General features: G+C 73.9%; 21 protein-coding genes. 8 read left to right on the top strand and 13 right to left on the bottom strand.

The features are described from left to right. Positions 1-65 precede the first annotated feature (65 nt). Together O7542_RS04570 and O7542_RS04565 are read right to left on the bottom strand one after the other, a co-directional pair. Positions 66-893 (bottom strand): hypothetical protein, encoded by an 828-nt coding sequence (locus O7542_RS04570; RefSeq protein ID WP_113972510.1) that lies wholly within the window; start codon positions 891-893, stop codon positions 66-68. Then, a complete protein-coding gene (locus tag O7542_RS04565) occupies positions 890-3,406 on the bottom strand; it encodes an FtsK/SpoIIIE domain-containing protein (protein WP_281605742.1) in 2,517 nt (838 codons plus the stop codon). Before O7542_RS04565 ends, O7542_RS04570 begins: the two co-directional genes overlap by 4 nt. 184 nt (positions 3,407-3,590) lie before the next feature. On the opposite strand from O7542_RS04565, the gene O7542_RS04560 reads away from it, so the two are divergent. Together O7542_RS04560 and O7542_RS04555 are read left to right on the top strand one after the other, a co-directional pair. Next, entirely contained in the window at positions 3,591-5,000 is a 1,410-nt protein-coding gene (locus tag O7542_RS04560; RefSeq protein ID WP_281605741.1) for an alkaline phosphatase PhoX, read from the top strand. Between the two features lie 113 nt (positions 5,001-5,113). Beyond that, positions 5,114-5,323, top strand: a complete 210-nt coding sequence (locus O7542_RS04555) for a Fic family protein (protein ID WP_281605740.1) — start codon at positions 5,114-5,116, stop codon at positions 5,321-5,323. A gap of 207 nt (positions 5,324-5,530) precedes the next feature. On the opposite strand, the gene O7542_RS04550 is transcribed toward O7542_RS04555, so the two are convergent. After that, a complete protein-coding gene (locus O7542_RS04550; protein ID WP_082930880.1) occupies positions 5,531-5,737 on the bottom strand; it encodes a DUF397 domain-containing protein in 207 nt (68 codons plus the stop codon). Then, positions 5,728-6,495: a Scr1 family TA system antitoxin-like transcriptional regulator gene (locus O7542_RS04545; protein WP_281605739.1), complete on the bottom strand. Its 768-nt coding sequence runs from the start codon at positions 6,493-6,495 to the stop codon at positions 5,728-5,730. Before O7542_RS04545 ends, O7542_RS04550 begins: the two co-directional genes overlap by 10 nt. A 185-nt stretch (positions 6,496-6,680) precedes the next feature. Here O7542_RS04545 and O7542_RS04540 point away from each other — a divergent pair, with 185 nt between their 5' ends. Next, on the top strand, positions 6,681-7,016 hold the full coding sequence (locus O7542_RS04540; protein WP_209962665.1) for a hypothetical protein: 336 nt from the start codon (positions 6,681-6,683) through the stop codon (positions 7,014-7,016). A gap of 26 nt (positions 7,017-7,042) precedes the next feature. Then, positions 7,043-7,297 carry a hypothetical protein gene (locus O7542_RS04535; RefSeq protein WP_082930966.1) on the top strand — a complete coding sequence of 85 codons (255 nt, stop codon included), beginning with the start codon at positions 7,043-7,045 and terminating at the stop codon, positions 7,295-7,297. Positions 7,298-7,334: 37 nt separating this feature from the next. On the opposite strand, the gene O7542_RS04530 is transcribed toward O7542_RS04535, so the two are convergent. After that, a complete protein-coding gene (locus O7542_RS04530) occupies positions 7,335-7,916 on the bottom strand; it encodes a TetR/AcrR family transcriptional regulator (protein WP_069089052.1) in 582 nt (193 codons plus the stop codon). 182 nt (positions 7,917-8,098) lie between these two features. Between O7542_RS04530 and O7542_RS04525 the strand changes: the two genes are divergently transcribed. Beyond that, positions 8,099-9,553, top strand: coding sequence for an MFS transporter (locus tag O7542_RS04525; protein WP_069089051.1), 1,455 nt, complete (start codon positions 8,099-8,101; stop codon positions 9,551-9,553). Positions 9,554-9,619: 66 nt separating this feature from the next. On the opposite strand, the gene O7542_RS04520 is transcribed toward O7542_RS04525, so the two are convergent. After that, the gene (locus tag O7542_RS04520; protein WP_043329537.1) at positions 9,620-10,405 is read right to left on the bottom strand and encodes an SGNH/GDSL hydrolase family protein; all 786 of its coding nucleotides are present in this window, start codon (positions 10,403-10,405) and stop codon (positions 9,620-9,622) included. Positions 10,406-10,600: 195 nt separating this feature from the next. On the opposite strand from O7542_RS04520, the gene O7542_RS04515 reads away from it, so the two are divergent. Then, positions 10,601-12,136 carry a M1 family metallopeptidase gene (locus O7542_RS04515; protein WP_281605738.1) on the top strand — a complete coding sequence of 512 codons (1,536 nt, stop codon included), beginning with the start codon at positions 10,601-10,603 and terminating at the stop codon, positions 12,134-12,136. Positions 12,137-12,188: 52 nt separating this feature from the next. Here the strand turns inward: O7542_RS04515 and O7542_RS04510 are convergent, their stop codons facing one another. The 3 genes from O7542_RS04510 to gltB form a co-directional block, all read right to left on the bottom strand. Further along, positions 12,189-12,716: a hypothetical protein gene (locus O7542_RS04510; protein ID WP_113972517.1), complete on the bottom strand. Its 528-nt coding sequence runs from the start codon at positions 12,714-12,716 to the stop codon at positions 12,189-12,191. Between the two features lie 145 nt (positions 12,717-12,861). After that, entirely contained in the window at positions 12,862-14,367 is a 1,506-nt protein-coding gene (locus O7542_RS04505; protein WP_281605737.1) for a glutamate synthase subunit beta, read from the bottom strand. Further along, positions 14,360-19,018 (bottom strand): glutamate synthase large subunit, encoded by a 4,659-nt coding sequence (gltB, locus tag O7542_RS04500; protein WP_281605736.1) that lies wholly within the window; start codon positions 19,016-19,018, stop codon positions 14,360-14,362. Before gltB ends, O7542_RS04505 begins: the two co-directional genes overlap by 8 nt. Before the next feature lie 145 nt (positions 19,019-19,163). On the opposite strand from gltB, the gene O7542_RS04495 reads away from it, so the two are divergent. Further along, positions 19,164-20,006 carry a GNAT family N-acetyltransferase gene (locus tag O7542_RS04495; RefSeq protein WP_069089046.1) on the top strand — a complete coding sequence of 281 codons (843 nt, stop codon included), beginning with the start codon at positions 19,164-19,166 and terminating at the stop codon, positions 20,004-20,006. 17 nt (positions 20,007-20,023) lie between these two features. Here the strand turns inward: O7542_RS04495 and O7542_RS04490 are convergent, their stop codons facing one another. Together O7542_RS04490 and lgt are read right to left on the bottom strand one after the other, a co-directional pair. Further along, positions 20,024-21,211 carry an NAD(P)/FAD-dependent oxidoreductase gene (locus tag O7542_RS04490; protein WP_043329527.1) on the bottom strand — a complete coding sequence of 396 codons (1,188 nt, stop codon included), beginning with the start codon at positions 21,209-21,211 and terminating at the stop codon, positions 20,024-20,026. Positions 21,212-21,222: 11 nt separating this feature from the next. Further along, positions 21,223-22,449 carry a prolipoprotein diacylglyceryl transferase gene (lgt, locus tag O7542_RS04485; protein WP_281605735.1) on the bottom strand — a complete coding sequence of 409 codons (1,227 nt, stop codon included), beginning with the start codon at positions 22,447-22,449 and terminating at the stop codon, positions 21,223-21,225. A gap of 102 nt (positions 22,450-22,551) precedes the next feature. Between lgt and O7542_RS04480 the strand changes: the two genes are divergently transcribed. Then, entirely contained in the window at positions 22,552-23,088 is a 537-nt protein-coding gene (locus O7542_RS04480) for an NUDIX hydrolase (RefSeq protein ID WP_281605734.1), read from the top strand. Between the two features lie 110 nt (positions 23,089-23,198). Here O7542_RS04480 and trpA read toward each other — a convergent pair whose 3' ends face one another. Continuing rightward, complete coding sequence (trpA, locus tag O7542_RS04475) at positions 23,199-24,002, bottom strand: tryptophan synthase subunit alpha (RefSeq protein ID WP_043329522.1); 804 nt, start codon at positions 24,000-24,002, stop codon at positions 23,199-23,201. Between the two features lie 4 nt (positions 24,003-24,006). Continuing rightward, positions 24,007-25,233, bottom strand: a complete 1,227-nt coding sequence (gene trpB, locus O7542_RS04470; protein WP_030500291.1) for a tryptophan synthase subunit beta — start codon at positions 25,231-25,233, stop codon at positions 24,007-24,009. Between the last annotated feature and the right edge of the window lie 11 nt (positions 25,234-25,244).

The following is a 25,244-nucleotide window of genomic DNA, read 5'->3' as shown; positions in this document are numbered from 1 at the left end:
AAGCCACATCAAGCCCACCGCCGCGGCCACAAGTCCATGATCGACGGCGACGAACCGGGCTGGGGTCAGCGGAGGAGGCGGAACAGGAGCAGGTAGACGCAGAACAGCGACGGGGAGACCAGCGCGCAGATCACGAAGCCCAGCGGCACGTACCGCCCGGTCGTGGCCTCACCGCCGGCCAGCGCCGGGCGGCCCCACCGGGCCAGCACGACCTGACCGGCCACGAAGGACAGCAGCGGCACCCCGGCGCAGGACAGCGCCGCCACCAGGTCCAGCCCGGCCACCGGCACCGGCGACCCCACCAGCGCGACAAGCATCAGCAGCGAGCCGACGAGCGCGCAACCGCCGTACACCGCGACCGCCCGGGCCGGCGCCGACCAGGTCGGCAACAGCACCGGCGTGCGGGCCAGCGCGTCGGCCTGCTGCCCGTACCCGTCGGCCTCCCCGGCGAGCCGCTCCGCCGCAGCCAGCTCCGCCGCCGGGTCACCCGCCCGCGGCGCCACACCCGGAGAGGGGTACGCCCCGACGCCCGCCTGCCCCGGCGCGGCGGCTGCGCCGCCGGTCACGCCGTCCCCCGGCCCGGCGCCCGTCCGCCCGCCCGCGTCCTCCCCCCGCCCGGCGCCCGTCCGCCCGCCCGCATCTGCCGCCTCCGGCGCGGCCGGTCCGGCGGCCACCGCAACCGCCGGCGCCGGTACCGAGGTCATCGGCGCGCCGATCGCCTGGCCCAGCCGGTCCAGGTGCTGCCCCTGGGCGACGAGCCGCTGCCCCAGCTTGTCGACGGCGGCCTGCAGGCCACGGCGGCGCTCCGCCTCGGCCGCGATCTCCCGCTCCCCGCCCCGCTGCCGGGTGGACAGCTCCCGCAGCAGCGCCGCGTACTCGTCGAATCCACTCATGGGACATCACTCCCCGCGGCGAACGGCACGATCAGCGCGGTGCGGTGCTCGTGCCGGTCGACGAGCAGCGCGCGGCCCTCGCGCGGCACGTACGCGAGGTCGTGCACGCCGAGGTGCAGGCCCAGGTCGGCGGCGGGCACGTTGAGCGCGACCAGGCCGGTGACGTCGTCGCGCTGCCCGCTGCCGCCCAGGTCGTCGGCGAGCCGGCGCAGCCCGCGCCACCAGCCGAGCACGTGCACCCCGCGCGCGGGCCCCTGGCGCAGCACGGCGCGCAGGTCGTCGTACCCGGAACGGAACGTCGCCGGGTCGGAGGCGGCGAGCGTCGTGGCGGCGGCGTCCACCCCGAACACCACCAGGTAGGTACGCCCGGAGGCCGGGGCGTCACCGGTGGCGGCCTCGGCGAGCTGGGCGCGCAGCGCCTCGGCGGCCAGGCGGCGGACCGGGTGCCCGGCGGCGGCCAGCGTCATGGCCAGGTCGTCGGCGGCGTCGGTGGTGCCGGGCGCCAGCGGCGCGAACAGGAACCGGGCGGTGCCGGGCGCGTGCTGCCGGGCCAGGGACAGCGTGGCCGACCGGAGCACCTCCGCGCCGAAGGCTGCGGTGCCGACCACCGCCAGGTGCCGGCCCGGGCTGGCGTCGAGCGCGAACCCGGCCGGGCTGCCGGCGACGTCGACCGCGCGGCCCACGAGCGCGTACGGCGGGTCGGCGCCCGGCGTCAACGCGGTCCACGCGGAGTCGTCGGTGAGCCGGGGCGTCTCGTGTCCCCGGAACACCGACGGCGGGCGCGACCCGGCAGGGCGGGCCGCGTGCAGCTCGTGGCGCAGCGCTGCCAGGTCGGCCGAGGCGGCGTGCGCGTCGGGGAACCGCACCTCCGCGTCCGCGCCGGGCGCGCCGGCGGCGGTGTTCACCACTGCCGTGCCGACGGTGAGCCCGCGCGCGGCGTCGTTGCGCGGGTCCAGCACGGCGTCCCCGCCGGGCAGCGCGATCCGCAGCGGGAACTGGCCGAAGATGGCCTCGGCCCGGCCGTAGAGCGCCTCGATGCCGGTGGTGCTCTGGCTGGCCAGCACCAGGTGCAGGCCGTACGAGCGGCCCTTGCGGGCCAGTTCCTCGATCAGGTCGACGGCCTGCCGGGCCAGCGCGTCGTTGCCGGCGAACAGCACGTGGAACTCGTCGATCACGGTGACGATCCGGGGCGGCCGGGCGTTGGGCGGCAGGTCGGCCAGGCGGCTGACCCCGTGCCGCTTGAGCAGGTCGGCGCGGCGGCCCAACTCGGCGCGCAGCTCCCGCAGCACCGCCACGCCGTACTCGCGGTCGGACTCGATGCCCACCGCGTCGGCGTGCGGCAGCCAGGACGGGTCGCGGTCGGTGGGCACGAACTCGGTGAAGCTCACGCCCTCCTTGAAGTCGAGCAGCATCAGCCGCAGCTCGGCCGGGGAGTAGCGGGCGGCCAGCCCGTAGAGCACGTCGAGCAGCAGCACCGTCTTGCCGGCGCCGGTGCGGCCGCCGATCAGCCAGTGCGGCGTGGCGTCGTCGAACGCCACCGCGAGCGGGCGGCGGCCGGCGCGGCCGAGCACGGTACGCAGGCCGGAGGCGGCGGACCCGGCCCAGCGCTGCGCGGGCAGCAGGTCGGCGAACGTGACGACGTCCTGGTCGGCGGTCTCGGCGTACCGGCGGGCCAGCGCGGTCACCGCGGCGTGCGACGGGTCGCCGTCGAGCACCACCGGCGCGGCCAGCCCGCTGCCGTCGGCGCTGAACGGGCGGCCGGGCGGGTCACCGACGAGCGTGTACCGCTCGGTGACCCGCAGGTGGGTGGTGGCGCCCAGCGGCGGCGCGGCGCTCGGCCCGGCGGGCCGGTGACCGGCCAGCAGCACACAGACCGCGGCGGCCGGGCCGGCGTGGGTGAGCGCGGCGAGCCGGGCCAGCTCCCGGGGCGGCGGCGCGGACGCGGCCACCACCACCAGCAGCTCCCGGTCCTCCGGCGCGGACCGCTGGGCGGTACGGGCGTGCCGCTCGGCCGCGTCGAGCAGCGCTGCCGTCTCCGCCTCGGTGGTCGCCGCCGCGGCGAGCACCCCGGCGTCCTGCAGCGGGCGCAGCGGCAGGAACGCCGCGCCGAAGGCGGCCTGGTCGATGCCGACGACCCGGATCGCGCCGGCCGGAGCGGCGGTCAGCAGCCGCACCACCACCGCCCGCAGCAGCTCCCCGACGCGCGGGTCGCGGGCGTCCTGATCGAGCGCCAGATGCGCGCCCGCCCCCACCGGCACGAGCACCGGGAACGCGCCGTCGACTGTGGTCGCCGCGCCGAGGCGTACCGGAACGGGGTGGGTCGCGACGCGGGCGGTGCCGGGCACCGCGGCGGCCAGCTCACCGCCGAGGCGGGCCAGCCGCGCGACCAGCTCGGGGCTGCCCACGGGCGCCGGGCCGGCGGCGCCGAGCAGCCGCCGGGCCGCCTCCCAGTGGCGCAGTGCCTGCCGGTGCCGATCGACCGCCTGCCGGTACGCCGCCGCGAGTCTGCCCACCGTCCGCCCTCCGACGTCTTGCGATCGAGGGAACCCTAACGGACGCGCGGCGCAGCGGCACATGGCGCTCCGCACCGGGGATTCGTCCACTGTTCACCCGGCGGCGGACGGGCGCGCCGTCCACCGTTCCCCCGGCCCGGCTTGCCTGTCCCTCGGCGAACCGAGCGCACAGGAAGGCGACGACGTGACCTCACCTCTTCCCCGGCGGTCCCTGCTGCGCGGCGGCGTGGCCGGCGGGCTCGGCATCGTGGTGGCCGGCAGCCTGGAGGCGATCGCCGGACAGGCAGCGGCCCGGCCCGCGTGCCGCCCCGCCGTCGGCTACGGCGACCTGGTGCCGGACCCGGCCGGCCTGCTGGCGCTGCCGCCGGGCTTCTCGTACACGGTGGTCGCGCAGGCGGGCGCGACGCTGCTGGAGTCCGGGCAGCCCACCCCCAGCGACGCCGACGGCACCGGCTGCTTCCGCGGCCCGCGCGGCTCGGTGCTGGTGAACAACCACGAGATCGGCGGCGACGAGCCGTACCCGGTGCCGGCGCTGACCGGTCTCACCTACGACCCGGGCGCCCGCGGCGGCACCACCACCATCGAGGTGGACCGGCACGGGCGGCGGCTGCGCGAGTACGTGAGCGTGGCCGGCACGCACAACAACTGCGCCGGTGGCATCACCCCGTGGGGCACGTGGCTGACCTGCGAGGAGACCGAGCAGCGGGCCGGTGGGCGATTCCTGAAGGACCACGGGTACGTCTTCGAGGTCGACCCGCACGACAGGTCCGCCAACACCGACCCGGTGCCGCTGACGTTCCTCGGGCGGTACTCGCACGAGGCGGTCGCGGTCGACCCGTACACGCACTCGATCTACCTGACCGAGGACGCGAGCGGGCCCAACGGCCTGTACTTCCGGTGGACGCCGCCGCCCGGTTTCCGGGCCGGCAAGGGCGCGCTGCGGGCGCTCGCCCAGCGGCCCGACGGCGGCACCGCCGGCAGCCTCGCCGCGATGCGCTGCCTGCGCGGCGACACGCACGTGGCCGACCTGTCCGAGGCCACCACCCCCGGGACCCGCTACCGGGTCGAGTGGGTCGAGGTGCCGGACCGCGACGCCCGGACCGTGTCCGTACGCAAGCAGTTCACCGACGCGGAGGTGACCCGCAGCCGCAAGCTGGAGGGCGCCTGGTGGGGCGACGGCGGCGCGTACTTCGTGGCCAGCTACGCCCGGCACGACGACGGCAGCGCCAACGAGCACGACGGGCAGGTGTGGTTCTACGACCCGCGCCGGCAGACCGTCACGCTGAAGACGATCTTCGGGGTGAACGCCGACCCGGACGCCGACCACGGCAACTACGACGGGCCGGACAACATCACCGTGTCGCCGTACGGCGGGGTGATCCTGGCCGAGGACGGCGAGGGTGTGTCGCACCTGGTCGGCGTCACCGAGCAGGGCACTGCGTACCCGCTGGCGCGCAACGAGCTGAACGACAGCGAGTTCACCGGGCCGACGTTCAGCGCGGACGGCAGGACGCTGTTCGCCAACATCCAGTCGCCGGGGTACGTGTTCGCGATCACCGGGCCGTGGGGGCGGCCGGGTAACGGGCACCGCTGACGGGACGGTGAGCGGCCGGCGGTTCTCGCTCGGGAGCCGCCGGCCGAGCAGTGCTGGTCTGCGACAGACGTCCCATTCGACACCGCTGCACGGGTCGCCTGGCCAGGCGGATCATGCTGAACGTCTGCCATCCGTTCCGGGAGGGCAACGGACGGACCCTGCGCGCCTTCCTGCGCCAGCTCGGCGCCGCGGCCGGCTACCTGCTCGACTGGTCGGAACTCGATGCGGCGGACAACATCGCCGCTTGCATCCAGCACCTGAACACCGGCGAGACGGACCTCCTGACGGCAGCGCTCGATCCCGTCGTCCGGCGGATCAGCTGAGCCACGCTGCTCAGTCATAGATCCTGGAGGATATCTCCTGTGCTGCTTGACGCATGCGTTCGCGCAGCTTGACCCGACGACCGCGAGGCCACTGCTGCTCCACCTGAGCACGTTGCCTCCCCGCGCGAGCGCAGCCCTCGGCGGAGACCGCCATCCCCCGCCGGGCCAGTTCGGCATCGAGATCTTCACCGAGCGTCGGTGCTGGTGTCATCGACGCTCACTGACGCCGATCTCCTTGGCCAGGTCGACGAATCCCTGCCAGGCCGCTGGCGCGAAGGCCAGCGTCGCGCCAGCCCGGTCCTTGGTGTCCCGGACCAGCACGACGCCCGCGAGGTTGTCGGCGACCTCCACACAAGAGCCGCCGTTGTTGCCGCTCTTCGTGCTCTTGCGCCATCGCGCAGCGGTCATGTCCATGATCCTGCCGCTTCCATGATCAGGTCTAGTGACTGGGTTCGGGAGAGGGCCTCGCCCCTGATGCGCTCCCACCTACGGCTGAGCGTAGCAACGGCCGCAGCCTCATTAAGTAGCTGCGCGGACGCCTGGCTGTCGACGTGCGCGACATGTTCACCGGTGGGCAGTTCGGCGAGGATGAAGCCGCCACCGAGCCCCGGATACATGCCGATGTCCCTCGGCACGACGTGTATCTGCACACCGGGCAGGGCTGCGCAGTGGACCAGGTGCTCAAGCTGCTCCCGCATCAGCTCCCGGTCGCCGTAGGCCGACTGATGCAGCACGCCCTCGAAGATGACCGCGACGACCAGAGGCGGCCGGTCCCGACGGAGGATCGACTGTCGTTCGAGCCGCGAGGCGACCAGCTCATCGATTTCCGCTGCGGTCAGCGCCTCGCCGGTCAGCGTCGCGCGTGCATATGCCTCGGTCTGCAACAGCCCGGGCACCCATGTGTGCTCGAACCAGCGGATCGACACGGCGTCCCGCTCCCAGTCGACCCACTCACGCAGCCACGGCGGTTCACGGCGCTTGAGGACGTCCGGCCAAAGATCCCCGACGTCCCGGCCGAGGAGCGCCGCCACCTGGGCACGTCGCCGAGGCTGCGGAATACGTCCCGGAGAGACCCAACGGGCCGCCGTCTTCGGATCCACGCCGATCTGAGCTGCAAGGCTCTCCGCCGTCTCACCGGCTTCGGCCATCGCCACCTGGAGCGCGTGGTTCATCCTTCCTCCCTCATGGACGTCCCGAACGTCTCGGCACCATACATCAACGCTGTGTATTGGTCCCATAGCTCTCAGCAAAGCTGACCTCCAGGCGACACAGCCGGTGCTCGGACGTCCGGCGGCCACAGGACCAGGGATGTCGGGCGAGCCGCCCGACGCAGCCCCCCTGGCAGGAGAGGAAACTCATGCCCGACAGCAGGCCGAGGGCGGGTCGACGCGACGCAACGGCGAATGACAGCCCGCTCAAGGCGGGAGACCTCCTCTGCCTCGACCGCAGGGCAAGCGTTCAGTTCTTTCGCCCGATCACCGTTCGCGTGATCCGGGAGATCGAGGATCGCCAGCCATACGACGGCTGGGCATGGATCGAGGCGTACGAGTTGAACGCCCGAGGCACCGCAGTCACCAAGCGGGAACTTTTCGTGTATTTGGCTGGTCTGCACCGACTGGAATCAACAACTCGGGAGCGCATGTCCAGCAGCAGCCGCACTTACGCGGCCACGCGGCTGCGAGGGCTGGGGTGAGCACGGGCGCTCGCGCGCATCTGCCTATGCGCCCACTCTGGATCTGCAAACGCTGCGCTTATCCGTGGCCGTGCGCGGAGGCTCGACTCGCACTGCTCGCCGAGTACGCGAACGATCGTGTCGCCCTGTCGATCTACCTGTGTGGGCAGCTCTATGACGCAGCCCACGAGCTACATCGCCTCAACCCGTACGAGGCTCCCAGCCCACAAGTGTTGTTCGCTCGATTCGTCGGCTGGGCACGGCCGCGCCCGCCACTTCCTCCCGTGCCGAGCAGCCCTTGATGCGTCACGTCGACAGACGGCCGGGCGACGAGACGTATCAGGTCACACGGGCCGGCGGGCGCAGGCCGTCCAGCGCGATGGCCAGGACGCGGTCGCGCTGGGCCGGGTCCGGGAACTGGTACGCGGCCAGCCCGCTGATCAGCCGGATCACGTCGTCGAAGCCGGCGTCGGGCCGGGCGGCTCCGGCCTCCTGGGCGCGGCGCAGCAGCGGCTCGCCGGTCGCGTAGATCTCGGTGCGGCAGCTGCGGAACACCTCGGAGTCGTGCACCAGTTCCTCGGCCAGCGCCCGCTTGGTGGCCACGTAGGCGACGAACCGGTGCAGCCAGCCGACGAGGGCGTCCCAGGGCGGCTCGTCGGCCAGGTCGGCGGCGGAGGCGCTGAGCGCGCGCACCTCCTCGACGTAGACCGCCTCGAACAGGTCCCGCCGGTGGGGGAAGTTGCGGTAGAGCGTGCCGATGCCCACGCCGGCCCGGCGGGCGATCTCCTCCAGGGACGCGCCCGCGCCGTGCTCGCCGAAGACCTCACGGGCGGCGGCGATGAGCGCGTCGTAGTTGCGGCGGGCGTCGGCCCGTTTCGGGCGGCGGGAGAAGACCTCACCGGGCATGTCGGCGTCGGTCATGACGCGCGTCACCCCTTCCGTCTTGCAACCGGAGGCAACCCTCCGCTAAGTTAATGGAGGCAAGCCTCCGGTTGCTGACCGGAGCCACCCCTCCGGATAGCTTACTCCGGACTTCCGGCCGCCACCGCCGCAGGACCGCGCGAGCGGCCACCAGTCTCGTACCGAACGGGGAGTCGTCCCACATGATCCACTCAACCCGGCGCGGCTCGCGCCGGCTCACCTTCCTCGTGCTGGCCGCCGGCACCGGATTCTTCGCGATGCTCCAGTCGCTGATCACGCCGGTGCTGCCCACCATCCAGCACGACCTCCACACCTCGCCCAACACGGTGACCTGGGTCCTCACCGCCTACCTGCTCTCCGCGTCCGTCTTCACGCCGATCATCGGCCGCGTCGGCGACATGGTCGGCAAGGAGAAGACGCTCGTCTTCTCGCTCGCCGCACTGGCGCTGGGCTGCCTGCTGGCGGCCGTCGCCCCCAGCATCGGCGTGTTGATCGCCGCCCGCGTGGTGCAGGGCATCGGCGGCGCCGTCTTCCCGCTGTCGTTCGGCATCATCCGCGACGAGTTCCCGGCCGCCCGGGTCAGCTCGGCGGTGGCTTCGATCTCCGCGGTCGTCGCAGTCGGCGGCGGGCTGGGCGTGGTGCTGGCCGGGCCGATCGTGGCCACGCTGGGCTACCGGTGGCTGTTCTGGATCCCGCTGGTGGTGGTCGGCCTGACCGCGCTCGCCGCGCACCGGTTCGTGCCGCGCTCGCCGGTACGCACCCCGGGCCGGATCAACTGGCTCAGCGCCGTACTCCTGTCCGGCTGGCTGGTGGCGCTGCTGCTGCCGGTCAGCAAGGGCGCCGCGTGGGGTTGGGGCTCCGGCCGGGTGGTCGGACTGCTGGCGCTGGCCGCGGTGCTCGCGGTCGCCTGGCTGGCGACCGAGGCGCGGGCCGCGAACCCGCTGATCGACCTGCGGATGATGCGCCTACCGGCGGTCTGGACCACGAACCTCGTCGGGTTGCTCTACGGCGCCTCGATGTTCGCCGTCTACGCCTTCCTGCCGCAGTTCGCGCAGATCCCGACCAGCGCCGGCTACGGCTTCGGCGCCAGCATCACCCAGGCCGGGCTGCTGATGCTGCCGATGCTCGTCGGCATGTTCGTGGCCGGCCTGCTGGCCGGACGGCTGCAGTCCCGGTTCAGCGCCAAGGCGCAGCTGAGCACAGGCGCGGTGTTCAACGTCGCGGCCGCCGCCATGCTGACCGTCGCGCACGACACCCGCTGGCAGGTCGGTGTCGCCGGTGGCCTGGTCGGCCTCGGCATCGGGCTGGCGTTCGCCTCGATGGCCAACCTGATCGTGGCGAACGTGCCGGCCGGGCAGACCGGCGCGGCGACCGGCATGAACGCCAACATCCGTACCATCGGCGGCGCGATCGGCGCGGCGCTCGCCAGTGCCGTGATCACTGCGAATCCGCAGCCGAGCGGGCTGCCCCGGGAGGCCGGTTTCACGGCGGGCTTCCTGCTGCTCACCGGCATCTCGGTGGCGGCGGCGCTGGCCGCGCTCGCCGTACCCTCCGGCCGCCGCCGGTGGCCGCGGCGACGGATCGGGCCGGCGGTGCCGGACCTGGCGCCGGCGCCGGAGCTGGTCCCGGCCCGCTGACCCCATGGGGTACGCGGACGGAAGCCCCGCCCGGCGCCGGTGCCGGGCGGGGCTTCGCCGTGCCGGTCAGCCGATGGCGGCGGTCAGCGCCGCCAGGTAGCCGTAGCGGTAGCCGCTGGCGTTCGGGTGGTACGCCTCGATCACGCCGCTGACGTCACGGATCCACGGGTCGGCGGCGCACACGCCGTGCCCGGCGAAGAACGGCCGCGCGTCGACGAACGTGCCCCCGGCCGCGGCGGCCCGGCCGGAGATGACGCCGTTGAGCGTGTCGGCGGCCTGGTTGAGGATGGTGCGCTTGTAGCTGCTCATGGCGAGCAGGCCGCAGGAGCCGGTCTCGAACAGCCGCGGGTAGCCGAGCACCACCAGCCGGGCGTTCGGGGCCCGGTTGCGGATCGCGGTGTACGTGGCGTCGAGCCGGGCGGGCAGCGTCGCGGTGGCGAACGCCTTCGACTCGTTCACAGCGCTCTCGCAGCTCGACGTGCTGCCGAACCGGCAACTGGTCATCACGTCGGCGAAGCCGGCGTCGTTGCCGCCGATGGTGATGGTGACCAGCGTGGTGCTGCTGCTGAGCTGGCCGACCTGGTTGTTGAGCACGTCGGCGGTGACCGCGCCGCCGCAGGCCGGGAACTTGAAGCTGGTGACCGAGTGGGCGGCGGCCCAGAGCGGGGCGTACGACTTCTGGCTGCGCAGGCAGGTGGACAGGTCGTACGGGCCGGCGCCCACTCCGGAGGAGTAGGAGTCGCCGAGAGCGACGTAGTTGACGGTGGCCGCCCGGGCGGCGCCGGGCAGGAGCACGGCGCCGAGGACGGCCGCCAGGACGGCGGCGAACACGGTACGGACGCGACGGGGCATGGCAGAGCCTCCACGGGGCAGGGTGGTGGAGCCCGTTGACCGCGCGCGTGGCCGAGGGATCGGTGCTGTTACTGGTCGGTAATGCTATCGAAACATTTGCCGAAATTGAATAGCCGAGATCGGCCGGACGGGACAGATGCGTTCACATGCGTCGATTAGCTTGGCGGTGACGACACCCGACGGAGGGAGTCCCCCGTGCGACGCGCACTCACGGCGGCCATCGCCGCCCTGACCCTCACCGCGGCCGGCACCACAGTGACCGGATCACCCGGCCAGGCCGCCCCGGCCGGATGGGGCCGGCCGCAACCCGCGGCGGCCACCCCGACGCCCGGCAGCCCCGGGCTGGGTGACAGCTACTTCCCCGACTACGGCAACGGCGGCTACGACGTCGGGCACTACGACATCCGGCTACGCTACGAGCCGGCCACCGACCGGCTCACCGGCACCACCACGATCCTGGCCACCGCCACCAAGGACCTGTCCCGGTTCAACCTGGACTTCGTCCTTGCCGTCGAGTCGGTGCGCGTTAACGGCTGGGTCGCCACGTACACCCGGGCCGGCGACCACGAGCTGGTGATCACCCCGGCCCGGCCGCTGACCAAGGGGCAGCAGCTCACCGTCGTGGTGAAGTACGCGGGCGTGCCGTCGCAGACCACGGTCCAGGGCTACACGGCGTGGACCCGTACCGCCGACGGGGCGCTCGCCGTCAACGAGCCCGAGTCGGCCTGGTGGTGGTACCCGAGCAACGACCACCCGAAGGACAAGGCCACCTGGGACATCTCCGTCTCGGTGCCGACCGGCGTCGAGGTGATCAGCAACGGCGTGCAGCCGCGCGACCCGCTGCCCGAGGCCGGCAACCGCACCCGGTGGAGCTGGCGCAGCGTCAAGCCCGGCGCCACGTACCAGGCGTTCCTGGCCATCGGGCAGTACGACATCGTCACCGACGTCGCGCCGAACGGCCAGCCGGTGGTGAACGCGTACAGCACCACGCTCGGCGAGCGCCTGCCCGCCGCGCGGGCCAGCATCGAACGCACCGCCGAGATCGTCGACTGGGAGAGCGGGCTGTTCGGCCCGTACCCGTTCGAGGCGCAGGGCGGCGTGGCCGGGCCGGTCGACGGCATCGGCTTCGCGCTGGAGACGCAGACCCGCCCGGTGTACGGCCCCGGCTTCTGGCGGCGCGGCGCCAACCCGTACGTGGTGGTGCACGAGAACGCCCACCAGTGGTTCGGCGACTCGGTGTCGGTGGCGGACTGGCGGCACATCTGGCTCAACGAGGGCTTCGCCTCGTACGCCGAGTGGCTCTGGTCCGAGGAGCAGGGCGAGGGCACCGCGCAGGAGTTGTTCGACTTCACCTACGACAGCTACCCGGCCGACTCCGAGTTCTGGCAGGTGCGCCCCGGCGACCCGGGCCCGAGCGGGATCTTCGACGACGCCGTCTACGACCGGGGCGCGATGGCGCTGCACCAGATCCGGCTCGCCGTCGGCGACGCCGCGTTCTTCCGCATCCTGCGTACCTGGACGGCCAAGCGGCAGTACGGCAACGGCACCGTCGCGCAGTTCCAGGCGCTCGCCGAGCGGATCTCCGGACGGGACCTCGACGCGGTGTTCACCACCTGGCTGTTCACGCCCGGCCGGCCCGATGTGACCGCCGCCGCGCGGACGAGCGCCGCACCGGCGCAGCCGGCCTCGTGGACGAAGATCCGCGCGGCGCACGACCTGCTCGGCCGCTGACCGGGCGCCGGCCGGGCCGCTCCCCCACGACGGGGGCGGCCCGGCCGGCCGGTCAACCGGCGGTCGGCACGGGTGCCGCAGTCGGCGCCGTCCAAGGCTGTGCCGCCTCGACCGCGCGGATGTGGCGGTAGGCGAACCAGAGCGGCGGGAACGCGCCGACCGCGAACGAGAGGTCGACGAGCGTCCAGAACCAGGGGATGTCCCGGATCGGACCGCAGATCACCGCCAGCGGCACGATGCCGGCGCAGGCGATCATTCCGACCTGGACCACCCAGACGTTGCGGACCGGGTCACGCAGCGGCCCCCAGAACGCCACCGCGAGCACCAGGTGCGCGAAGGCCAGCCAGTCGGTGCCGTACCGCAGGAACGGGTAGTCCTCGCCGGCCGCCACCAGTCCGACGTGGACCCGCTCGATCCAGTCGACCAGCGCCGGAAACTGCCCGGCGAGCGGGTCGGACGCCGCCAGCAGCCAGCGCACCTCGACCTCCAGCGGGAACGCGGTCACCCCGCTGAGGAAGAGCCCCGCCACCACCAGCCAGAGCCAGCGGCGGATGCGCCGCAGGCGTACCTCGACGTCCATGGCCGCAGCCTAACGACGGTCGTCGTACCGCCGGGGCCCCGTCCGGCATGACCTGGGCCACCCTTCCCGGACGGCCGCGCGGCGGCGGCGGGTGTTAAGAAGGGCCCCCTCCTCTACCTGAGGCGTTAAGAGGGGGCCCTTCCTTTCACCTGGCGGCGAGCGGCTGGCGGGCCGGGTCGACCGGGGCGGGCAGGTCGCCCACCCCGCCCAGGTACGTGTGGATCGCCGCCGCGGCGGCGCGTCCCTCGGCGATCGCCCAGACGATCAGCGACGCGCCCCGGTGCATGTCACCGGCGACGAAGACGCCGTCGGTGGCCTGCCAGTCCGGGCCGGAGTCGATCGCGCCCCGGCCGTTGCGGGTCACCCCGAACTGCGCCAGCAGCGGCTGCTCCTCGGTGCCCTCGAAGCCGATGGCGAGCAGCACCAGGTCGGCCGGGATCTCGCGCTCGGAGCCGGGCAGCGCGGTGACGATGCGGCGACCGTCCACCTTCTCCACTGTCACCTCGGCGATCCGGACCGCGCGGACCTGGCCGGTGCCGTCGTCCACGAACTCCTGCACGGCGACGGCGAAGACCCGCTCGCCGCCCTCCTCGTGCGCCGGGTAGTTGCGCAGCACCCACGGCCAGGTCGGCCACGGGTCCCGCGCCGCGTCCCGCTCCGTCGGCGGCTCCGGGTAGAGGTCGAGCTGGTGTACGCCGGCCGCGCCCTGCCGGTGCGCCACGCCGAGGCAGTCGGCGGCGGTGTCGCCACCACCGATGATCACCACGTGCTTGCCGGCGGCGTCGATCGGCGTACCGTCGGGCAGCGTCGCGGGGGCGGGCTTCCCGTCCCCGGCGGCGGCCACCACCCGGTTCGCGGCGACCAGGTGCGCCATCGCCTGGTGCACGCCGCGCAGCGGCCGGCCCGGCGTCTCCGGGGTGTCCCGGCCCTGCAACGCGCCGCAGGCGAGCAGCACCGCGTCGTGCTCGGCGCGCAACTGCTCGGCGGTCACGTCGACGCCGACCTCGACGCCGGTGCGGAACCGCACGCCCTCGGCGGTGAGCTGGGCCAGCCGCTTGTCGATGTGCTGCTTCTCCAGCTTGAAGTCGGGGATGCCGTAGCGGAGCAGGCCGCCGATCGCGTCGTCGCGCTCGTACACGGTGACCGTGTGACCGGCGCGGGCGAGCTGCTGCGCGGCGGCCAGCCCGGCCGGGCCGGAGCCGACCACGGCCACCGACCGGCCGGTGGACACGGACGCGGGCCGGGGCCGCAGGCCGTCGCGGGCCACCGCCGCGTCGGCGATCTCCACCTCGACCTGCTTGATGGTGACCGGCTGCTGGCCGCCCAGGCCGAGCACGCAGGCCGCCTCGCACGGCGCCGGGCAGAGCCGGCCGGTGAACTCGGGGAAGTTGTTGGTGGCGTGCAGCGAGTCCACCGCCGCGTCCCAGTTGCCGGTGCGGACCAGGTCGTTCCAGTCCGGGATGCGGTTGCCCAGCGGGCAGCCGTCGTGGCAGAACGGGATGCCGCAGTCCATGCACCGGGTGGCCTGCTCGCGGATCAGCTCCTCACCGGCCGGCGGGTACACCTCCCGCCAGTCGGAGATGCGCACCGGCACCGGACGGCGGGCCGGCAGCCGCCGGTCGTAGCGCAGGAAACCGTTCGGGTCAGGCACGAGCCACCTCCTGGGCGACCGCCCGGGGCGCGGGCGGTACCGGCGCGGGCGAGAGGGCGCTCATCACCGCGTCGTCGACGTCTCGGCCGGCGGCTTCGGCGGCCCGCATGATCTCCATGACCCGGCGGTAGTCCCGGGGCACCACCGCGGTGAACTCCTCCACCGCCTGCGGCCAGCGCTTGAGCAGGTCCTCGGCGACCGCCGAGTCCGTCTCGGCGAAGTGCCGCTGGACCAGCTCGTGCAGCCGGTCGCGTTCCTCGTCGCGCAGCGGCGACAGGTCGACCAGCTCGGTGTTGACCAGTCGCCGGTCGAGCCGGTGCACGAACGCGGTGCCGCCGGACATGCCGGCGGCGAAGTTGCGCCCGGTCGGCCCGAGCACCACGACGGTGCCGCCGGTCATGTACTCGCAGCCGTGGTCGCCGAGGCCCTCGACCACCGCCACCGCGCCGGAGTTGCGGACCGCGAACCGCTCCCCCACCCGGCCGCGCAGGTAGACCTCGCCGCCGGTCGCGCCGTACAGGATGGTGTTGCCGGCGATGATCTGGTCCTCGGCCCGGCGGCCGGGCGCGGCGTCCACGCCGACGAACGGCGCGTCGGCGTCCGGCCGCACCACGATGCGTCCGCCGGACAGTCCCTTGCCGACGTAGTCGTTGGCGTCGCCGTGCAGGCGCAGCGTGACGCCGCGCGGCAGGAACGCGCCGAACGACTGGCCGGCGGTGCCGCGCAGCAGGAACTCGATCGTGTCGTCGGGCAGGCCGGCGCCGCCGAAGCGGCGGGTCACCTCGCCGCCGAGCATCGCGCCGACGCTGCGGTGCTCGTTGCGCACCTCGACCTCGACCCGGACCGGGGTGCGCTCCCGCAGCGCCGGCCCGGCCAGCTCGATGAGCCGGTTGTCCAGCGCCGCGTCGAGGCCGTGGTCCTGGGCGCGTACGCCCCGGCGGGCCGCGCCCTCGGGCAGCTCGGGCAGGTGCAGCACGCGGCTCAGGTCGAGCCCGTGGCCCTTCCAGTGGTCGATCGCGCCGGCCACGTCGAGCAGCTCGGTGTGCCCGATCGCCTCGTCGATGCTGCGGAAGCCCAGCTCGGCCAGGTAGCCGCGGACCTCCTCGGCGAGGAAGAGGAAGAAGTTCTCCACGAACTCGGGGCGGCCGGTGAAGCGCTCGCGCAGCACCGGGTTCTGGGTGGCGATGCCGACCGGACAGGTGTCCAGGTGGCACACCCGCATCATCACGCAGCCCTCGACGATCAGCGGGGCGGTGGCGAAGCCGAACTCCTCGGCGCCGAGCAGCGCCGCGATCAGCACGTCCCGGCCGGTCTTGAGCTGGCCGTCGACCTGCACGGTGACCCGGTCGCGCAGCTTGTTCAGCAGCAGCGTCTGCTGTGCCTCGGCCAGGCCCAGCTCCCACGGGGTGCCGGCGTGCTTGAGCGAGTTGAGCGGGGACGCGCCGGTGCCGCCGTCGTGGCCGGAGATCAGGATGACGTCGGCCTTGAGCTTGGCCACGCCCGCTGCGACGGTGCCCACGCCGACCTCGCTGACCAGCTTGACGTGCACCCGGGCGGCCGGGTTGACGCACTTCAGGTCGTGGACGAGCTGGGCCAGGTCCTCGATGGAGTAGATGTCGTGGTGCGGCGGCGGGGAGATCAGGCCGACACCGGGGGTGGCGTGCCGGGTCCGGGCGATCCACGGCCAGACCTTGTTGCCGGGTAGCTGCCCGCCCTCGCCGGGCTTCGCGCCCTGCGCCATCTTGATCTGGAGGTCGTCGGCGTTGACGAGGTATTCGCTGGTCACGCCGAAGCGGCCGCTGGCGATCTGCTTGACCGCGGAGCGCCGCGCCGGGTCGTGCAGCCGCTCGACGTCCTCGCCGCCCTCGCCGGTGTTGGACTTGCCGCCGAGCCGGTTCATCGCGATGGCGAGCGTCTCGTGCGCCTCCGCCGAGATCGACCCGTACGACATGGCGCCGGTGGCGAAGCGCTTGACGATCTCGCTGGCCGGCTCGACCTCGTCCAGCGGCACCGGCGGACGTACGCCGGTGCGCAGCGTGAACAGCCCGCGCAGCGAGCCGGCCTGCGCGGCCAGCTCGTCGACCTTCGCGGTGTACTGCCGGAACACGTCGTACTGGCGGCTGCGGGTGGCGTGCTGGAGCAGGAAGACGGTCTCCGGGTTGAACAGGTGCAGCTCGCCCTCGCGGCGCCACTGGTACTCGCCGCCGACCTCCAGCCGGTCCGTGGCCTGCACGCCGGGCGCCGGCCAGGCCCGCGCGTGCCGGGCCGCCACCTCGGCGTGGATCTCGGTCAGCCCGATGCCGCCGATGGTGCTCGGCGTGCCCCGGAAGTACCTGTCGACCAGGCGGGTCTCCAGGCCGACCGCCTCGAAGACCTGCGCTCCGCAGTACGACGACACGGTCGAGATGCCCATCTTGGACATGATCTTCAGGACGCCCTTGCCGAGCGCCTTGACGTAGTTGCGGACCGCCTTCACCCGGTCGACGCCGGCCAGCACGCCGGTGGAGATCATGTCCTCGACCGACTCGAAGGCCAGGTACGGGTTGACCGCCGCCGCGCCGTACCCGATCAGCACCGCCGCGTGGTGCACCTCGCGGCAGTCGCCGGACTCGACGATCAGCGCGACCTGGGTGCGGGTCTGCTCGCGTACCAGGTGCTGGTGCACCGCGGCGGTGAGCAGCAGCGACGGGATCGGGGCCAGGTCGGCGTTGGAGTCCCGGTCGGAGAGCACCAGGATGCGTACGCCGTCCTCGATCGCCTCGGAGACGTGCCGGCAGATCTCGGTCAGCCGGGCCTTGATGCCGGCGCCGCCGTCGCGCAGGCGGTAGAGACCGGAGACCCGGACCGCCTTGAAGCCGGGCAGGTCGCCGTCCTCGTCGATGGAGAGGATCTTGGCCAGCTCGTCGTTGTCGATCACCGGGTACGGCAGCACGATCTGCCGGCAGCTCGCCGGACCCGGGTCGAGCAGGTTGCCCTCCGGCCCGATGGTGGACGCCAGGCTGGTCACCAGCTCCTCCCGGATGGCGTCCAGCGGCGGGTTGGTGACCTGCGCGAAGAGCTGATGGAAGTAGTCGTAGAGCAGCCGCGGCCGGGTGGACAGCGGGGCGATGGGCGTGTCGGTGCCCATCGAGCCGATCGGCTCCGCGCCGCTGCGGGCCATCGGGCCGAGCAGGATCTTCAGCTCCTCCTCGGTGTAGCCGAACACCTGCTGGCGGCGGCGTACCGAGTCGTGGGTGTAGACGATGTGCTCGCGGGCCGGCAGGTCGTCCAGCTCGATCAGGCCCGCGTGCAGCCACTCCTGGTACGGCTGCTCGGCGGCCAGCTCGGTCTTGATCTCGTCGTCGGAGACGATCCGGCCGTTGACGGTGTCGACCAGGAACATCCGGCCCGGCTGGAGCCGGCCCTTGGCGATCACGGTGGACGGGTCCAGGTCGAGCACGCCCGCCTCGCTGCCTAGCACCACCAGCCCGTCGGCGGTGTGCCACCAGCGGCCCGGGCGCAGCCCGTTGCGGTCGAGCACCGCGCCGACGATCTCGCCGTCGGTGAAGGCGACCGAGGCCGGGCCGTCCCACGGCTCCATCAGGCTGGCGTGGAAGCGGTAGAAGGCGCGCTTGTCGGCGCGCATGTCCGGGTCGTTCTCCCACGCCTCGGGGATCATCATGAGCACCGCGTGCGGCAGGCTCCGCCCGGCCAGGTGCAGCAGCTCCAGGACCTCGTCGAAGTTCGCCGAGTCGGACGCGGCCGGGGTGCACACCGGGAAGACCCGGCGGATGTTGCCGGGCAGGTTCGGGCTGCGCAGCAGCGCCTCGCGGGCCTGCATCCAGTTGCGGTTGCCGCGAATCGTGTTGATCTCGCCGTTGTGCGCGATGAACCGGTACGGGTGCGCCAGCGGCCAGGAGGGGAACGTGTTCGTGGAGAAGCGCGAGTGCACCAGCGCGATGGCGCTGACCACCCGCTCGTCGGTCAGCTCCGGGTAGAACTCCGGAAGCTGGTCCGGGGTGAGCATGCCCTTCCACACCATGGTGCGGCCGGACAGCGACGGGAAGTACGCCGGCACGCCCCGCTCGGCGGTCTCCCGCTCGACCTGCTTGCGCAGGCAGAACGCCACCCGGTCCAGGTCCAGCCCGGTCAGCGGGGAACCGGCCGGGCCGGCCGGCGAGCCGGTCAGCCGGCGCGCGGCCACGAAGAGCTGCCGGACCCGGGGCATCGCCGCGAGCGCCGTCTCCCCCAGGCCGGACGGGTCGGTCGGCACCTCGCGCCAGCCGAGCACGTCGGCGCCCTCGACCAGCGCGTACTTGTCGACCACCTGGCGGGCACGGGTCTCGGCCGCGTCGTCGTCGGGCAGGAACACCAGGCCGGTGGCGTACTGGCCGGCCGGGGGCAGCGGGAAGTCGACGGTGGCGCGCAGGAACGCGTCCGGCACCTGGATCATGATGCCGGCGCCGTCCCCGGTGTTGTGCTCCGCGCCCCGGGCGCCCCGGTGGTCCAGCCGGCACAGCGCCCCGAGGCCGTTCGCGACGACCTGGTGCGAGCGCCGCCCGTGCAGGTCGGCCACGAAGGCCACACCGCAGGCGTCATGCTCGTACGCGGGGTCGTAGAGCCCGGTCGCCGGTGGGGCCGACTGCGGGCTGTGAGGGTACGGAAAGGCCACCGGGCCTCCTGTCGTCACTCAGGATGGATCATGATGGGGACGACGTCGGCCCTCTGCGGTTTATTGAGTCTACGTTAGGGCTTCCGGCGCAAGGCCAGTTCAGATTGATCACACTTCCAGATGCTGGGACATGTAGTCTCGCGCGGTGGATCTCGCACGCGCTGACGTACTCGACCGGTTGGAGCGGTTCTACGACGCGGTGCCCCGCGACGGGGCCCGGACCGAGGAGTACGGCGCCCTGGTGCTCTTCGTCCGGGAAGGCCCCGGATGGCCGTTCTACGCCCGGCCCCGGCTCGACGCCACCGAGCACCCCACCCTCGCCGATGTCAACGCGGTACGCACCCGGCAGCAGGAACTGGGCCTGCCGGAGGCGTTCGAATGGGTGCACGAGCACCAACCGGAGCTGCTGGCGGTGGCCCGCTCGGCCGGGCTGAGCGTGCTGGAGGCGCCGCTGATGCTGCTGGAACCGGAGCGCCTGCCCGAACCGGGAACGTTCAGCGACGTACCGGTGCGGGTGCTGGACCCCGGCGACGCGGGCTTCGCCGCGGACATCGCGCTGCGGCGGGCCGTCGCCGCGGTCGGCTTCGCCAACGGCGGCACCGCGCGCGGCGAGGCCGGACCGGCCGAGCGGGACGCCACCGTCTCCGGGCTGGACGTGGCCGCGCTGGAGGAGGAGGCGACCCGGGTCGCCGACGGCCGGCGCATCTCCGTGCTCGCCGCCACGCCCGAGGAAGGCGCGCTCGCCGGCGGCATGGCCATGCGGGTCGGCGACGTGGCGGAGATCGCCGGGGTGGCCACGCTGCCGTCCGCGCGGCGGCGCGGCCTCGGCGCGGCGGTGACCGCCACCCTCGCTCGGGAACTGCGGGCCGCCGGCACCGACCTGATCTTCCTCAGCGCCGGCAGCGAGGACATCGCCCGGGTCTACCTGCGGGTCGGGTTCCGCCGGATCGGCACCGCCTGCATCGCCGAGCCCGCCGCCGTCATCTGAGGCCGCCGCGGCGGAGGTCAGGACGGCGGCTGCCAGGCGGCGGCCGCCGCGGCGGCCGTGTTGCGCAGGCGCGGGCTGATCGTGCCGAGGGCGGCGTCGCGGGCGCGCAGCGCCAGCCGGCCCCGGGCCTGCAGGACCGCCGACATCCGCCGGGTCTGCCGGACCATCGTGGCCGCGCGGGGCCGGCGCAGCCTGTCGTACGCGGTCACCGCGTCCGGCAGCCGCGACTCCCGTAGCAGTCCGGCCAGCGTCGCCGCGTCCTCGAACGCCAGGCAGGCGCCCTGGCCGAGGTGCGGCGGCATGGCGTGCGCCGCGTCGCCGAGCAGCACCACGCCGCCCGGCCCGGCCGGGAAGCCGTACGCCTTCGGCAGCGGACGCAGCTCGCGGATCTCCTGCTGCACCACGTCGTCCGGGTCGGTCGCGTCCAGCAGCGTGCCGATCGGCGCGGGCCAGCCCGCGAACCAGCGCTTGAGCAGCGCGAGCTGGACCTCGGGCGGCTCCGGGCGGGGCGCGCCCGCCGCCGTGGCCACCCAGTAGACGCCGCCCCGGCGGGACGCCCCGGCGTTGCCCCGCTCGCCGAGCGAGGCGGCCAGGAACCGGTAGCCGGCGCCCAGCGTCTCCCCCTGCAGCGGCTGGTCGTCGGGCAGTTGCGGGGCCCGGTACCAGGGGATGACCGCCCGCCACGCCGCGCACCCGGAGCTGACCACCGAGGTCTCCGGCGCCAACTGCCGGCGGATCTCGCTGTCGGTGCCGTCGGCGGCCACCACCAGGTCCGCCTCGTAGGTGTGCCGGCCGTCGCCCACCGCCGGGCGCTCACCGGACGCGGCGCGCACCGTCCGCACGCTCACGCCGGTACGCAGCTCGACCCGGTCACCCAGGCCGGCGATGAGCGCGTCGTGCAGGTCCTCCCGGTGCACCACCACCGGCATCCGCTCGGCCGGGGTGGACCGGGCCTGCACCAGCCAGTGCCCGTCCGGGCGGCGCACGCCGCCGTCGGGCAGCGGGGTGGCGATCGCGTCCAGCCCGTCGCCCAGCCCGAGGGCGCGCAGCGCGCGTACCCCGTTGGGCCAGAGCACCACGGCGGTCGCCTCCGGCCGGACCCGGTCGGCGCGTTCCAGCAGCGTGACCTGCCATCCCGAGCGGGCCAGCACGCCGGCCACCGCCATCCCGCCGAGGCCGGCGCCGACCACCACCGCGCTGCGCATGACTCCCCCGCTCAGCTGTCCCGGTCCGCCGGGCGCCCGCCGTCGGCCCGGCCGGCGTTCGTCCGCTCGGCGTCCGTCCGTTCCGGGTCGGCGTCGGTGCCGTCCGCGTCGGCGCCGTCGGTGGCCACGGGGTCGGTGTCCGTGCGGTCGGCCTGCTCCGCGTCGCCGTCGGTGGCACCGCCGGGGGTCTCCGGCCGGTCGTCGTCGGCCGCCGGCTCCACCGGGGGCAGCACGCCGGTCTTCCGGTACGCGTCGAACTGTTCCTCGCTCACCACCCGGTAGCCCTCGGGCGGGGCCGGCCGCGCGGCGGCCTCCCGGGCGGACAGGTCGACCTGGGACACGTCGCCGGCCGGGCCGGCGGCGGGGGCCGGCTCGCCCACCGGCACCAGGTATTCGCGCGGGCCGCGGACCCGGATGAAGTAGGCGAGCGCGCCGAGGAAGACCAGCGCGGCGGTCCAGACGTTGAGGCGTACGCCGAGGATCAGGTTCGCCTCGTCGGTGCGCATCAGCTCGATCCAGAACCGGCCCGCCGTGTAGCCCATCACGTAGAGCGCGAACGCCCGGCCGCGCCCGAGCCGCAGCTTGCGGTCGAGGTAGAGCACCAGCGCGGCGACGCCGACGTTCCAGAGCGCCTCGTAGAGGAAAGTCGGATGGTAGAGCCCCGGCTGGAGCACCGGGTTGCCGGCGTCGTCGCGCAGCGCGTGGCCCGGGTTGTCCGGGTCCATCACGTGCACCTCGAGACCCCAGGGCAGCGTGGTGCGCCCGCCGTACAGCTCGTTGTTGAACCAGTTGCCCAGCCGGCCCACGGCCTGCGCCAGCGGCAGCCCGGGCGCCAGCGCGTCGGCGATCACCGGGAACGGGATGCCGAGCTGCCGGGCGGCCAGCCACGCGCCGACCGCGCCACCGGCCACCGCGCCCCAGATGCCGAGCCCGCCCTCCCAGATGTAGAGCGCCTTGATCGGCTCGCCGCCGGCGCCGAAGTATTTCTCCGGCGACGTGATCACGTGGTAGATCCGCGCGCCGATGATGCCCGCCGGCACCGCCCAGACAGCGATGTCGAGCACCGCGCCCGGAGCGACGCCGCGGCGGCGCAGCCGGTACTCGGTGACCACGCAGGCCACCACGATGCCGAGGATGATGCAGAGCGCGTACGCCCGGATCGGAACCGGACCGAGCTGCCAGACGGCGGTGCTGGGGCTGGGCATGGCCGCCAGTGGGGTCATCGGGGCGAGGGTCACGGGTGCACACGGTACCGGTGCGGACTGTGTGCGCGGCACCCCGGGCCGCCTGCCGCGCGGGTCGGATGACTTCTGGTTTGCACGGTCGTAGGCTGTTTGTCCATGAGCCCGCTCACCTGGGCGGCCGCCGCTGTCGTCACCGACGCATCCGGGCGGCTGCTGCTCTGCGGCCGGTCCGAGGGGGCCCGGCGCTGGGGCCTGCCGGGCGGGCGGCTGCGCCACGACGAGAGCCCGGTGGATGCCGTCGTCCGGGCGGTCCGCACGGAGACCGGCTGGGCGGTGGCGCCGGCCGACCTGGTCGGCCTCTACCGGGTCACCGGTCCACCGGTGCCCGCCCCATCGGCCGGGCGGTGCGGCGCGCGCCCAGACGTGCTGGTGCACGTGTTCCGCGCCGGACCGGCCGACGCCGGACCGGCGGGCGAACCGGCGACCGGGTGCCTGCCTCGGTGGTGGCCGCCGCAAGAGCTGCCCGACGTGCTGACCCCCACGACGCGCGCGGCGATCGCGGACGCGCTCGCCGGCCGCGCCGGCGTGCTGCGGCACACGACCGCCGCCGACGCGCTCACGCCACCCGGCGACGGACAGCCCGCCCCGCCCGGCCAGCGCGCCTCCGAGCAGGTCGACAGCAGTAGCCGCTGACCGCCCGCTCGCTTGATCGACACCAGTTCGGCGAAGTGGCGGTATCCCGGCGTCCTGGACCACGCCAGCTCGGCGAAGTGGAGTCGATCAAGCAGGTGGCGAGCAGGCGGTCAGCGGGCCGGGTTGCGGACGCCCTCGGCCAGTTCGGCGCTCAGCTTGCGCAGCGCGGTCAGGCCGGCGGCCTGGTCCGGGGCGTCCAGCACGCAGCGGACCAGCGCGCTGCCCACGATCACCGCGTCGGCGTACCCGGCGACGGTGGCGGCCTGCGCGCCGGTGCCCACGCCCAGCCCGACGCCGACCGGGATGTCGGTGACCTCGCGCAGCCGGGAGACCAGGACCGGGGCCGCCTCGGAGGTCTGCGCCCGGGCGCCGGTGACGCCCATGATCGCGGTGGCGTAGACGAAGCCGCGGCAGTGCTCGGCGGTCATCCGCAGCCGCGCGTCGGTCGAGGACGGTGAGACCAGGAACGTCCGGTCCAGGCCGTGCGCGTCGGAAGCGGCCAGCCACTCGGCGGCCTCGTCGGGGATCAGGTCCGGGGTGACCAGGCCGGTCCCACCGGCGGCGGCCATGTCGCGGGCGAACGCGTCGACGCCGTACTGCTCGATCGGGTTCCAGTAGGTCATGGTGACCACGCTCGCCCCGGTCGCGGCGACCGCCTCGACGACGCGCAGCGCGTCCGCGACGCGGACGCCACCGGCGAGCGCGATGTCGCTCGCCTTCTGGATGACCGGGCCGTCCATCACCGGATCGGAGTACGGGATCTCCACCTCGATGACGTCCACGCCCGCCTCGACCATGGCCTTCATGGCGGCGATACTGCCCTCGACGGTCGGGAAACCGGCCGGCATGCAGCCGACCAGCACGGCCCGGCCGTCCGCCCGCGCCTTGTCGAAGGCGACCCCGATGCGGCTCACGCTGTCACTCCTTGTCGAGGATGCCGAAGTACGCGCCGGCGGTGTGCACGTCCTTGTCGCCCCGGCCGGACAGGTTGACCACGATCAACGGCTCCCGGCCCAGCTCCTCGGCGAGCCGGGGGGCGATCGCGCGGGCGCCGGCCAGCGCGTGCGCGCTCTCGATCGCCGGGATCACGCCCTCGGTTCGGCAGAGCAGCTCGAACGCGGCCATCGCGTCGGCGTCGTCGACCGGCAGGTACGTGGCCCGCCCGGTGTCGTGCAGCCAGGCGTGCTCCGGGCCGACGCCCGGGTAGTCCAGGCCGGCCGAGATCGAGTGCGACTCGATGGTCTGCCCGTCGGCGTCCTGCAGGACGTACGTGCGGGTGCCGTGCAGCACGCCCGACGAACCGCCGGTGATGCTGGCGGCGTGCCGGCCGGTCCCGACGCCCTCGCCACCGGCCTCGAAGCCGTAGAGGCGGACCCCGGCGTCCGGCACGAACGCGTGGAAGATGCCCAGCGCGTTGGAGCCGCCGCCGACGCACGCCGCGACCGCGTCCGGCAGCGTGCCGGTCAGGTCCAGGCACTGCTGGCGGGCCTCCACGCCGATGCCGCGGACGAAGTCGCGGACCATCTCCGGGAACGGGTGCGGGCCGGCGGCGGTGCCGATCAGGTAGTGGGTGTCGTCGACGTTGGCGACCCAGTCCCGCATCGCCTCGTTCATCGCGTCCTTGAGCGTGCGCGAGCCGGTGGTCACCGGGACGACGGTGGCGCCGAGCATCCGCATCCGGGCCACGTTGAGCGCCTGCCGCTCGGTGTCCACCTGGCCCATGTAGACGACGCATTCCAGGTCGAACAGCGCGGCGGCGGTGGCGGTGGCCACGCCGTGCTGGCCGGCGCCGGTCTCCGCGATGACCCGCCGCTTGCCCATCCGCTTGGTGAGCAGCGCCTGGCCCAGCACGTTGCGGACCTTGTGCGCGCCGGTGTGGTTGAGGTCCTCCCGCTTGAGCAGGACCCGCGCCCCGACCTGCGCGGAGAAGCGCCGGGCCTCGTAGAGCATCGAGGGCGTGCCGGCGTAGTCACGCAGCAGCGCGTCGAACTCGGCGAGGAAGTCCTCGTCGCCCATCGCCTTGCGGTACGCCGCGTCCAGCTCGTCCAGCGCGGCGACGAGCGCCTCCGGGACGAACCGGCCGCCGAACCGGCCGAAGTGACCGGCGGCGTCGGGAACCTGGCCGGCTGCGGGTGCGGCGCTCATCGCGGGCGTCC

Source organism: Micromonospora sp. WMMC264 (assembly GCF_027497275.1).
GTDB classification, from domain to species: domain Bacteria; phylum Actinomycetota; class Actinomycetes; order Mycobacteriales; family Micromonosporaceae; genus Micromonospora; species Micromonospora chalcea.
The sequence above is the reverse complement of the archived record's forward strand: the minus strand, read 5'-3'. Positions and strand labels throughout refer to the sequence as shown.

Excerpts from the sequence above, each read along its gene's own strand:
- O7542_RS04520 (WP_043329537.1), bottom strand. The coding sequence starts at position 10,405 with ATGCCCCGTCGCGTCCGTACCGTGTTCGCCGCCGTCCTGGCGGCCGTC.
- O7542_RS04550 (WP_082930880.1), bottom strand. The coding sequence starts at position 5,737 with ATGGACATGACCGCTGCGCGATGGCGCAAGAGCACGAAGAGCGGCAAC.
- trpB (WP_030500291.1), bottom strand. The coding sequence starts at position 25,233 with ATGAGCGCCGCACCCGCAGCCGGCCAGGTTCCCGACGCCGCCGGTCAC.
- O7542_RS04545 (WP_281605739.1), bottom strand. The coding sequence starts at position 6,495 with ATGAACCACGCGCTCCAGGTGGCGATGGCCGAAGCCGGTGAGACGGCG.
- O7542_RS04535 (WP_082930966.1), top strand. The coding sequence starts at position 7,043 with ATGCGCCCACTCTGGATCTGCAAACGCTGCGCTTATCCGTGGCCGTGC.
- O7542_RS04540 (WP_209962665.1), top strand. The coding sequence starts at position 6,681 with ATGCCCGACAGCAGGCCGAGGGCGGGTCGACGCGACGCAACGGCGAAT.
- O7542_RS04510 (WP_113972517.1), bottom strand. The coding sequence starts at position 12,716 with ATGGACGTCGAGGTACGCCTGCGGCGCATCCGCCGCTGGCTCTGGCTG.
- O7542_RS04490 (WP_043329527.1), bottom strand. The coding sequence starts at position 21,211 with ATGCGCAGCGCGGTGGTGGTCGGCGCCGGCCTCGGCGGGATGGCGGTG.
- O7542_RS04530 (WP_069089052.1), bottom strand. The coding sequence starts at position 7,916 with ATGACCGACGCCGACATGCCCGGTGAGGTCTTCTCCCGCCGCCCGAAA.
- O7542_RS04570 (WP_113972510.1), bottom strand. The coding sequence starts at position 893 with ATGAGTGGATTCGACGAGTACGCGGCGCTGCTGCGGGAGCTGTCCACC.
- O7542_RS04555 (WP_281605740.1), top strand. The coding sequence starts at position 5,114 with ATGCTGAACGTCTGCCATCCGTTCCGGGAGGGCAACGGACGGACCCTG.
- O7542_RS04480 (WP_281605734.1), top strand. The coding sequence starts at position 22,552 with ATGAGCCCGCTCACCTGGGCGGCCGCCGCTGTCGTCACCGACGCATCC.
- O7542_RS04525 (WP_069089051.1), top strand. The coding sequence starts at position 8,099 with ATGATCCACTCAACCCGGCGCGGCTCGCGCCGGCTCACCTTCCTCGTG.